Source organism: Parafrankia irregularis (assembly GCF_001536285.1).
Classification (GTDB): domain Bacteria; phylum Actinomycetota; class Actinomycetes; order Frankiales; family Frankiaceae; genus Parafrankia; species Parafrankia irregularis.
Map to the genome: position 1 here is coordinate 114903 of NZ_FAOZ01000025.1, position 9686 is coordinate 124588.

A 9686-nucleotide genomic window follows, 5' to 3' on the forward strand; every position below is an offset into this window, starting at 1 on the left:
TCTGCAGGTCAGACGGCTGCGGCGAGTTCGGTGAACGCGGCGGCCAGCCTGAGCTGCGGGTTGCTGTCGATTCCGAGTTCGTAGTGGCCGCGGCGAATGTTCTGAACCAAGGCGTGTCCGGCGCTGACGGTCTGGAACGAACGCATCCGTTTCAGTCCGCGCATCGGCCGGAGCCGTGCTTCGAACCGGCCGTGGTCGGCTTCAATCCGGTTGTTCTCCCGGGCGCCGTCGACATGGCAGGCCTCGGGAAGCAGCTCGTCGAGGATCTTCGGGTAGACCGGCGCCTTATCGGTGGTGACCTCGACCGGCCGGCGCCCCTGCGCCAACGCTCGAACGAAAAAGCGCCGGGCAGCGGCCTGGTCGCGGCGGGTACTGGCGAGGACGTCGATGACCTGGCCATGCTGGTCAACCGCCCGGTACAGATACGTCCACCGACCCGCGACCTTCACGTAGGTCTCATCGACGAACCACCTGTCACCGGGCCGATGCCGACACGGACGGGCCGCCTCAATCAGCGAGGGCGTGAGGCGCTGCACCCACCGATACACCGTGACGTGATCAACCTGGAGGCCGCGTTCGGCGAGCAGCTCCTCGACATCCCGGTAGGACAGGGCGTATCGCAGGCACCAGCGGACAGCGAGGATGATCACCTCAGGTGGGAACCGAAACCCCGCGAACTCCGATGTCGGGACCGATGGACAGGCACGACGTCGACGCATCACCCGATCATGACCGATCGACGGCCACGGGACAGCGGACTCCGCCGATGCAACAGAGCCCTGTCGAGCACCTTCTTGGATCGTCCGGCGTCATCGGTACTGACGGCACTGCTGCGGCGGCGGCCCGAGTGGGGGCCGGTGCGTCGTGACGTTAGTCGCTGGGATTGACTCGTCGACCCAGTCCTGCAAAGTCGTGATCCGCGATGTCCGCAGCGGTGCACTCAAAGGGGCAGGTACTGCGCCGGATCGCGAGGGCAGCGAGGTGGATCCGCGGCGCTGATGGAGCGGCGTCACTCGACCATGACTGATCAGGATCCGCGATGCCGGACTCCGCGGATGCAACACACCTCCGACGGTAGACTCTTGGCCATGGCCGTCGTCAGCCGTATCACCGCCGATCCCGCGATCATGGCGGGTGCGCCGGCGATTCGTGGTACCCGGATCACCGTGTCCGCGGTGCTGGGTCAGCTCGCGGCTGGCTCGACGGTCGAGGAACTGCTCGCGGACTACCCGTCGCTCACCCGCGACGATGTGCTCGCTGCTCTCGCGTTTGCCGCGGAGACGATGCCGCAAGAGCGTCCGTTCATCGCCGCATGAAGTTCCTTGTCGACGAGAACCTCTCACCGCGGGTCGCCGAACTGCTGCGCGACAAGGGCATCGACACGACGCACGTCCTCGAGCACGGGCTTGGCGGTTCTCCGGATACCAAGGTCAGCGCGTTCGCCGTCACCGAGAGACGGTCGATCATCTCGGCCTACAGCGACTTCACCACTCTGCTCGCGCTCAGTCGCGGTACCGCTCCCTCGCTCGTCCTGCTCCGGTCCGGCGACCAGCTCAAGCCCGACGCGCAAGCCGCCTTGTTGCTGGCGAACCTGCCCGCGCTGGAAGCCGACCTCGAACAGGGCGTCGTGGTATCGCTCAGTACGACCCACGTGCGGGTTCGTCGGCTACCGCTTCGCTGAGTACTGCTACCCCCGCTCCGGCCCGTGGTTTCCGTGCCTCGCCTTGGGCTGCCATTGGCTACGTACCGTAGCCGGGGTGCGTCTCTGTCCAGCAAGCTTGGGTATGTCTGTTATGCCGGGGCCTCGTGCGTCGCGCCCGGACCGCGCGTGTGCGCATTGTGTGCTCGGATGCCCCGGCATGGCGCGACATCGGCCGGCACGTTCCGGCACTGAATACGCCCCGACCTCGGATTTTCCGGCACGACGCGGCATGTTCCGGTATGTACGGACACGTGGAGCGGTCGCTCTCTCGGCACGCGCCGGCTTCCTGTCTCTGCCGGTCCGAACCTGTGTATGGCCGGGAACAACGCCTCAGCGCCGGGTGAGCGCGCTGAAGGCGAAAGGAGACCGGCATGCGGCGCGCGGGTCGGGAGTGGGACGACCGAGGAGGTATCCCTGCCCGCAGCGGATACCAGCCTCCCGGGCCGCGGTCAGGTCCGCCCGTGTCTCGATGCCTTCGGCGACGACGCGGCACCCCGTCTCCCGGGCGATGGTGGTGATTCCCGCGACGATCGCCCGGCGGACGGGATCGCCGCTCATGTTCTTGATGAGAACCCGGTCGACCTTCACGACGTCCGGCCGCAGGATGAGCAGCATCTCCAGGCCGGAGTAGCAGGCTCCCAGATCGTCGATGGCGATGAGGACGCCGTGGCGGCGAAGCAGGCGGACAGCCGCGACCAGGTCGGGGTTGTCGTAGGCCTGTTCCGCCTCGGTGATCTCGACGACGAGCCGGCTGGGGTCGCCGACGTCGAGGAGGAGTTCGACAAGACCGCCGGTGACCGTCGACGGAGCGGCGTTGACGGCGAGGCGCACATCGTCGGGCAGGGCGTGCAGCGCGGGCAGCGCCCGCTGGATCACGGCGGTCTCCAGTTCGGGGCCGAGACCGGCGGCGGCCGCGTCGCGGAACAGCGCGGCGGTGGAGAGGCGAGGGTCGGGCAGGCGGGTCAGGGCCTCGACACCGACGGTGCGTCCGGCGACGAGGTCGATGACAGGCTGGTAGTGGATGCGCAGACCGTCGGAGTCGATCAGTGTGTGCACACGGTGCCAGACACGGCTCCGGATCTCCCACATCCTGTGGAGGTCGGACACGTAACCGGTCAGGAAGCGGGCGAGCAGCCGCAGGAACCGGATGTCCCGGTCGCCGAGGGACGGCTGCGGATGCCGGTGGAGGCACCCGACCAACCCGTAGAGGTTCCCATCCGTGTCGAGGATCGGGGTCGCCGCGTAGGCGCCGATACCCAGGTCCTGTACCGAGATGATGTCCGCGGTGCGGGGGTTCCGCCGCGTGTCGGGGATCAGTTCCGGGAGGTCCCCGGCGAGCACCCGCCCGAACACGCCGGCGTCGCGGCGGATGGTGCAGCCGAGGGCGAGACCGAACGGCTGGGCGTTGCCGGAGAGTCCCTGAAGGATCAGAAGACCACCGTCAAGGCGGCCGAGCCAGGCGATCTCCATCCGCAGCCGTCGCCGGAGCAGATCCAGCAGACCCATCAGTGCATCGCCGGGTGCGCAGACCTCGCTGCGCGGTCCCAGACAGCCATGATGGGCGGCCATACCCCTCCTCCTAACAGGTCAGGCCCTCCCGACCGGAGTTACCCACCTCACCGAGCCGCACACCACGCACCCGGATGGACACATCGCGTATCGGACGGGCGATTCGCCCCACGCGTGGACGCGTCACGCAGGGTCATACGGCCGTGGGCCGTCAACACCACCACCGGCCTGAAATATCACCAGAATGACGATTGTGGGCCACCGTCCGCCGCGCGGGCGAAGCCCGCCCTCCGTTGCGGATGTTCACCGGGCGGACGTCCTGTGCGTCGGGGCGGCGCCGTGGTGCGCGACACCCTCGCGCACACGCATCTGCACATGCGTCTACGATCACGAATCGTGCCGGATTGGGTCGGTTCGCGGTGGTCGCCAGACATCTTTCCCGGGGCTCCGGCGTTCGCCGCGGGTATCGATCGAGAGCAGGTCGCGGCGGCTCTGCCCGGCTACGACCTCGGCCGGGAACTCGGCGCGGGCGGTTTCGGGCAGGTCTTCGAAGGCTGGCACCGTGGCCTGCAACGCCACGTCGCGGTGAAGGTGCTGTACACGCGGGGTCACGGCGCGCAGATCGATGACCTGGTCCGGGAGGCGCGGTTACTGGCTCGACTCGATCATCCGCACATCATCCGCGTGTACGACTACGTCCACGCTCAGGCGGGCGACCTGCATCTGATCGTGATGGAGCTGATGGCGGGCGGACCGTTGTCCCGCCGGCAGCAGACGATGACCCAGCGGGCGGCCTGCGCGGTCGGCCTGGCGGTGGCTGGCGCCCTCGCGTACGCGCACTCCCAGGGCGTCCTGCACCGCGACATCAAACCCGACAACATGCTGTTCGACGCCGTAGGTCTGCTGAAGGTGGCCGACTTCGGAATCGCGAAGCTCCTGAGCGGCGTGTCGGGCGGCCGGAACACCGTGATCGGAACGCCCCTGTTCATGCCGCCCGAGCAGCTCGTCGGGGGTTCGCTCAGCCCGGCCACCGATCTTTACGCGCTGGGCGTGGTCCTTCAGTTGCTGCTCACCGGCGGGTCCGCGGTGGAGGCGACCCTTTCCCCGTCTCCCGGGCCTCGGCCTGATTCGGACCACACGGGATTACTACCGCGGGCACTCGCGGACCCCCTGCGCGACGTGATCCAGCACGCTCTGGAAGCGGACCCGGCTGCCCGCCCGCCGACCGCGCACGCCTTCGGGCTCGCACTCGCCACGGCCGCGGCATCCGCCTTCGGACCTGGCTGGCTGACCCAGTCCGCCGTGCCGGTGCGGCTCGAGGACGACATCCGAGCCGCCGCGGAGCCGCACGCCGGAAGCGCCGCGCCGGTCCCGCCCGCCCCTCTTCCCCCGCCGCGCAGGGACACGCCGGTGGCAGCCCGGCGTGGCGATGCCCTGGGTGCGGGACGGCACGCCCGGCCCCGTGCCCGGTTGGCCCTGCCGCGGCGTCGCATCCTCGCCGCCGGCCTGTTCGCCGTAGCCGGTGCCGTCCCCGCCGGATATCTCCTTGCCGCCGCCCTGACGAAAGATCCGGGAGGCGGTGTCGCCGATCCGCTGGGTGTGCTGCCACAGCGGCACACCGACTGGATCCTCTCCCTGAGGTTCTCGCCGGACGGCATGATTCTCGCAAGCGGGAGCAAGGACGGGACGGTGCGCCTGTGGGACATGACGGATCCCGCGGCCCCGCGTTCGATCGGAGGGCCCCTGCCGGGACGCAGCCCGGGTGTGACCTCCGTGGCCTTCTCGCCCGACGGGAACACCCTGGCCAGCGCCAACTGGGACGGCACCCTGCAACTCTGGGACATCACCGACCGGGCCAGCCCACAATCCCTCGGCGCGCCACTGCCCGCCCACGCCATCCTCGCGAACTCGGTGGTCTTCCTCGACCGCGGCCAGACGCTGGCCAGCGCAGGTCGCCAGGAGACCCGTCTGTGGAACATCACGGACGGCGCCGCACCGGAGCCGATCGGACCGCCCATCCTCGGCGACACGGACTGGCCGAGACTGGTGGTGGTCGACAGACCCAGAATGCTCCTGGCACGGGTCGGCGAGAACCGGACCATCCGGATCTGGGACGTCTCGAACGCGGCGAGCCCCCACGAGCGCACCAGGCTCGTCTCCGGCCATGCCGGCGCAGTCCACTGCGTCGCGTTCACCCAGGATCTGCGCCTCATGGCCACCGGCGGCAAGGACGCCACCCTGCGGCTGTGGAACACCGTCGACCTCGCCAGGCCCGAGATGATCGGAAAGCCCGTGACCGGCCATCACAACACCATCTGGTCGGTGCTGTTCTCTCCGGACGACAGGATCGTGGCGACCGCCAGCTATGACGGCACGATGGGCATCTGGAACGTGGAGGACCCCGAACATCCCCGGCTCGAGGGGATGGTTCCGTCCGGCCAGGAAGGCTGGTTGATGTCCCTCGCGTGCTCCCTCGACCGAGCCGCACCCGTCCTGGCCAGCGGCAGCCAGGACGGAACCATACGGCTCTGGCGGCTCACCGGGACCGGCTCCGACCAGCGGTCCTGAACAGGCGCCGGACGAACGCGGTCATTCCGATGTGATCCGAACGGGGTCGAGCAACTGCCTCCTCGCACGCGCCTGCGGACGACAGGGCTAGCCGGTCTGGAGGTTGAAGATCGTGCGGCGGATGTCGTCGATGGTCTGGTCGAGGGCGTTGGTGGCGGCGGTCAGGCGGGCCGCGGCCAGGTCGCCGATGAGACGGATGAGCGACTGCAGCTGCAGGCCGACCGCGAACAGCCGCTGGATGACCTGGTCGTGCAGGTCGCGGGCGATGCGGTCGCGGTCCTTGAAGACCGCGAGGCGGGCTCGCTCCTGCTGGGCGTGGACGAGTTCGAGGGCGAGCGAGGCGTCGTTGGCGAATGCCTGTACCAGGTCGTGGTCGCGGGGCTGGTGGTGCTCGATGCCGGCGCGGTTGCAGAGGATGAGCGTGGCCGGGGCGTTGCCGGTGATGCGCATGGGGACGACGAGCGCGGTGGCGAAGGGCAGGTCCGGCACGGGGGTGAGCCGGCTGCCGTGGAGATCGAGACGGTCGAGGATGACCATCGCGCCGCGGGCCAGTTCGTCCAGGGTGCGCTCGTCGGAGAGCCGGATCGTCAGGCCACGGAGTTCTTCGGGCCCGACCGGGAGGCCGGCGGCGATGTCGGCCGTCGTCACCACCAGGTTGCCGTTCTCGTCGGGAACCGCGACCGTGGCGAGGTCGACGCCGGCCATCTGGCGGGCCAGGGTGGCGACCGTGTCGAAGGCGGTCACCTGGTCCGGAGCCACGAGGACGGCGGCCGTCATCCGAGCGCTGGCCGCGAGCCAGGCGTTGCCGCGTTCCGCCCGCTCGTAGAGCCGGCGCAGCTCGTGTTCCGCGCGCTCCCGCTCGATCGCGGCGGTGAGGACGTGCGCGACGGACTGGACGAACGTGGTCTCGTCCTCGGTGAAGCGACGGGACTGCGGCGATCGGGCGATCGCCAGGAGGCCGTACGGCGACCAGTGGCTGCCGATTCGTACGGTGAGGATGGTCAGATCGTTGTCGCCGTGCGATGCGTAGCGGGTCTCCGCGAGCCGGGCGCTCACCGCCGCCGCGCCTGCGCCGGGGCCCGCGCCCCTGCCCCCGCCTGATTCCACGGCCAGGCCCGCTTCCGCACCCGCACCCGCACCCGGCACTGCATCTGTACTCGGCGACGTGCCTTTACTCGGCCCCGTACCCGTATCCGGCCCAGCGCCTGGACTTGTACCAGGCCCCGCACCTGTTCCCGCCTCGGTTCCGGTCGGCCCGCCGCTGTCGTCGAGGCGGATGAGCTCGCATTCGGTCGCGTCCAGCGTCGAGGTCACCAGCGCCGTCGCCTCGGCCACCAGGCTGTCGACGTCGTGACCGGACACGGCATGGTCGCCGAGCCGCGCGAGGCCCGCCTGGCGGCGCTCGGCCCGGCGCAGGTCGGTGACGTCGGCGAGCACGAGCGCGAGCAGGTCGTCGCCGTCCTGCGCATAAGGGATCACCGACACCCGCAGGGAGAGGACGGGGCCGTTGCCGACGGTGACGTCGATGTCGCCGGTCTGTGCCTGACGGGTCGTGATCGCGGTTGAGATCAGGCCCCAGGGCCCGCTGAGGGCCCGCTGCCACTGCCGTGGGTCGACCGGCCGTAGCAGCTCCACCAGGTGCGCGAGCGGCGTGCCGATGCGCTGCGGCCTGCCCGCGATCCGGTCGATGACCGGTGAGGCGCGCCGCAGCCGCCGGTCAGCGCCGCCGTACAGGGCGACGCCGACCGGCAGGTCCCCACCGGGGACCTGCGCTGATACCAGCTCCAGCAGCGCGGCGTGTTCACCGATCGTCTCCGTGCCGTGGCGGGAGGCGGTGACGTCGAGGATCGTGCCGGTGTTGCCGACCACCTCGCCGGCGTCGTCGCGGATGACCATCGCCCGGATCTGGACCCGGCGGTAGCTGCCGTCCCGGGTGCGGTACCGGGTCTCGTGGTGGCAGTGGTCGGCGCCGCCGGCCACCACCGCCATGAACAGCGCGATCGTGTGCTGCAGCTCGTCGGGGTGGACATAGTCCAGGAAGCGTGATCCGAGGCTGGGACCGACCTCGAAGCCGGTCAGCCGTGTCCACGCCTGGTTGAGGTAGGTCCAACGGCCCTCGGCGTCGGTCTGGAACACGACCTCGCCGAGTGTGTCGAGTAGCCGGAGGGCGTCCTGACCCCGGTCAGGAAGCGGGACGGCATCAGATGCTGACGAGATCATCGGGCCCCCTCGGCGATCAGGATCGCGCCGAACGCGCCGCGCAGTAGGTATCCCTGTTCTGGCCCAGTGGCAGCAGGCGGGGCACGGCGTAGGCGGTACGCAGGACGGTCGCGGTCGCCGCGGCGGTCGTCTCGATCTCGCGCTGGATCTGTACGCGGGCCTCGGCGGTGGGTGCGTTCACCAGGCGTTCGGCGTTGCGCCAGGCTGTCTCACGCCAGGCCACGAGAATCTGCATGAGCACCGTGTAGGACAGGCCCAGCGGGCTCGCGATGTCGTCGATGGAGGGATCGAACCGATCCGCGGCCTCCCGCAGCAGGGGGTCGATCACCCGGTTGAGCATGACGTTGACCTTGTCGTGGTCCGCCTTGCGGCTCTGGCCGCCCGCCGTCACCAGCCCCAGCGAGGCGAGCACCAGCGGCAGGTCCCGGTTCACGTGCGCGTTCATCCCGAGCAGGATGTTCCCGGCGCCGGCGAGCTGGCGGCCGGCCGCCGCGTCGAAGGCGATCTGCCAGGCAGGGGAGACACCGCCGCCGCCGTCGCCGGCGAGCCAGGCGTCGTAGGCATGGAAGTAGTACGCGGCGAAGACGGCGTCCTCGGTGTTGACGTAGGCGACGTCCGCGAAGAAGGCGGGCTGGGCGGCCGTGCGCCGGTACTCCTCGGTGGTCCGCAGATAGGTCAGGGCGAACACCGCGTTGTGGTCGCAGCTCGCCGCGAGCGGCGCGAAGCGGCTCTGCATCTGAGTGATCGTCGCGTCGACGCACTCCGGGGCCCCGTCGGCACACTGCTGCGCCTGCGTGGGGGAGTAGGCGGCTGGTAGCGGCGGCAGCAGGCCCGACCAGCCGATGAACAGCGGCTCGGTGGTTGTGATGTTGGTTGTGGTGGTGGTCGTGGCGGTGGCGGTGGCGGGCACGGCCGTAGCCAGGGAAAGCCCCGCCGAAAGGAGGCCTGCGATAAATGAAATGAATAATCTGGAAGCCCGGCTTCGACTTGCGGGCATGAAGGTCATAGCACCGCATCATAGGGTCATTGGCGATGGAATATCGGTAGGGGATTCTTGCTGGAAGTTCAAATGATTTATCTTTTCGCGTTTATGGTGGCCGACTGGGCGTGTAGCGAAATCCCGAGAATCGGCGGATTCGGGCGTAACGATAGCGACCTGGCTGGCCGTGCCCACCCGGCCGTACTTCGGCTCGCCGGGGATCTCATGCTGACGCATAGCGCCAGAAATTCGGGCAGACCACACACGCATGGCCACCCGCCGAGGATCCCGCGCTGCCGCGCAGTGCAGACAGTTCACCTTAAGTGGGGCAAAAGGGGTGCAGATTCGCCTGGCGACCCGCAAGAAAGAAGGATTTTGGTCTTGCGCCACGAACGGGAAGGGAGAAGCCGATCTTGAGTAGACGGTGATCTTCTGGAGCGGTGCTCCGCGGGTGATGGAGGTGTGGCCCTCCGTGACCACCATGCGGGTGGGGGTCGCAAACCGCCGTCAGCGGCGTCGCCTCAACGGGCGGGGTCGTGAGCGTGACGGAAAAGGCCCGGCGGTGACCGGGTCAGGTGTGGGCCGGGAAGGCGAGCGAAAGCGAACCACTGTGGAAGTGTCGAAATACTCTCAACGTCAGAACCGAGGTTGTGGCCAAGACTTCGGGATAAGTCCGGGAGATACCCGTCTACTGCCCGGGCGGCGTTC

7 protein-coding genes are annotated in these 9686 nt (G+C 69.1%); 3 read left to right on the forward strand and 4 right to left on the reverse strand.

Annotation, left to right across the window (positions count from 1 at the left end):
* Positions 1-8: 8 nt before the first annotated feature.
* Positions 9-719 carry an IS6 family transposase gene (locus AWX74_RS28470; protein ID WP_091283138.1) on the reverse strand — a complete coding sequence of 237 codons (711 nt, stop codon included), beginning with the start codon at positions 717-719 and terminating at the stop codon, positions 9-11.
* Positions 720-1088: 369 nt separating this feature from the next.
* Between AWX74_RS28470 and AWX74_RS28475 the strand changes: the two genes are divergently transcribed.
* Positions 1089-1316 (forward strand): DUF433 domain-containing protein, encoded by a 228-nt coding sequence (locus AWX74_RS28475; RefSeq protein WP_035953249.1) that lies wholly within the window; start codon positions 1089-1091, stop codon positions 1314-1316.
* A complete protein-coding gene (locus AWX74_RS28480; RefSeq protein ID WP_091283140.1) occupies positions 1313-1681 on the forward strand; it encodes a DUF5615 family PIN-like protein in 369 nt (122 codons plus the stop codon). Before AWX74_RS28475 ends, AWX74_RS28480 begins: the two co-directional genes overlap by 4 nt.
* Positions 1682-2032: 351 nt before the next feature.
* On the opposite strand, the gene AWX74_RS28485 is transcribed toward AWX74_RS28480, so the two are convergent.
* The gene (locus AWX74_RS28485) at positions 2033-3271 is read right to left on the reverse strand and encodes a sensor domain-containing phosphodiesterase (RefSeq protein WP_091283142.1); all 1239 of its coding nucleotides are present in this window, start codon (positions 3269-3271) and stop codon (positions 2033-2035) included.
* A gap of 336 nt (positions 3272-3607) precedes the next feature.
* Between AWX74_RS28485 and AWX74_RS28490 the strand changes: the two genes are divergently transcribed.
* The gene (locus AWX74_RS28490) at positions 3608-5779 is read left to right on the forward strand and encodes a WD40 repeat domain-containing serine/threonine protein kinase (RefSeq protein ID WP_242666455.1); all 2172 of its coding nucleotides are present in this window, start codon (positions 3608-3610) and stop codon (positions 5777-5779) included.
* Between the two features lie 87 nt (positions 5780-5866).
* Here the strand turns inward: AWX74_RS28490 and AWX74_RS28495 are convergent, their stop codons facing one another.
* Together AWX74_RS28495 and AWX74_RS28500 are read right to left on the reverse strand one after the other, a co-directional pair.
* Entirely contained in the window at positions 5867-7999 is a 2133-nt protein-coding gene (locus tag AWX74_RS28495) for a PAS domain-containing protein (RefSeq protein WP_091283144.1), read from the reverse strand.
* 16 nt (positions 8000-8015) lie between these two features.
* The gene (locus tag AWX74_RS28500) at positions 8016-8909 is read right to left on the reverse strand and encodes a DUF5995 family protein (RefSeq protein ID WP_242666456.1); all 894 of its coding nucleotides are present in this window, start codon (positions 8907-8909) and stop codon (positions 8016-8018) included.
* Positions 8910-9686: the final 777 nt, after the last annotated feature.

Coding starts and splice junctions, on each gene's coding strand:
- AWX74_RS28480 (WP_091283140.1), top strand. CDS start 1,313: ATGAAGTTCCTTGTCGACGAGAACCTCTCACCGCGGGTCGCCGAACTG.
- AWX74_RS28485 (WP_091283142.1), bottom strand. CDS start 3,271: ATGGCCGCCCATCATGGCTGTCTGGGACCGCGCAGCGAGGTCTGCGCA.
- AWX74_RS28470 (WP_091283138.1), bottom strand. CDS start 719: ATGCGTCGACGTCGTGCCTGTCCATCGGTCCCGACATCGGAGTTCGCG.
- AWX74_RS28495 (WP_091283144.1), bottom strand. CDS start 7,999: ATGATCTCGTCAGCATCTGATGCCGTCCCGCTTCCTGACCGGGGTCAG.
- AWX74_RS28475 (WP_035953249.1), top strand. CDS start 1,089: ATGGCCGTCGTCAGCCGTATCACCGCCGATCCCGCGATCATGGCGGGT.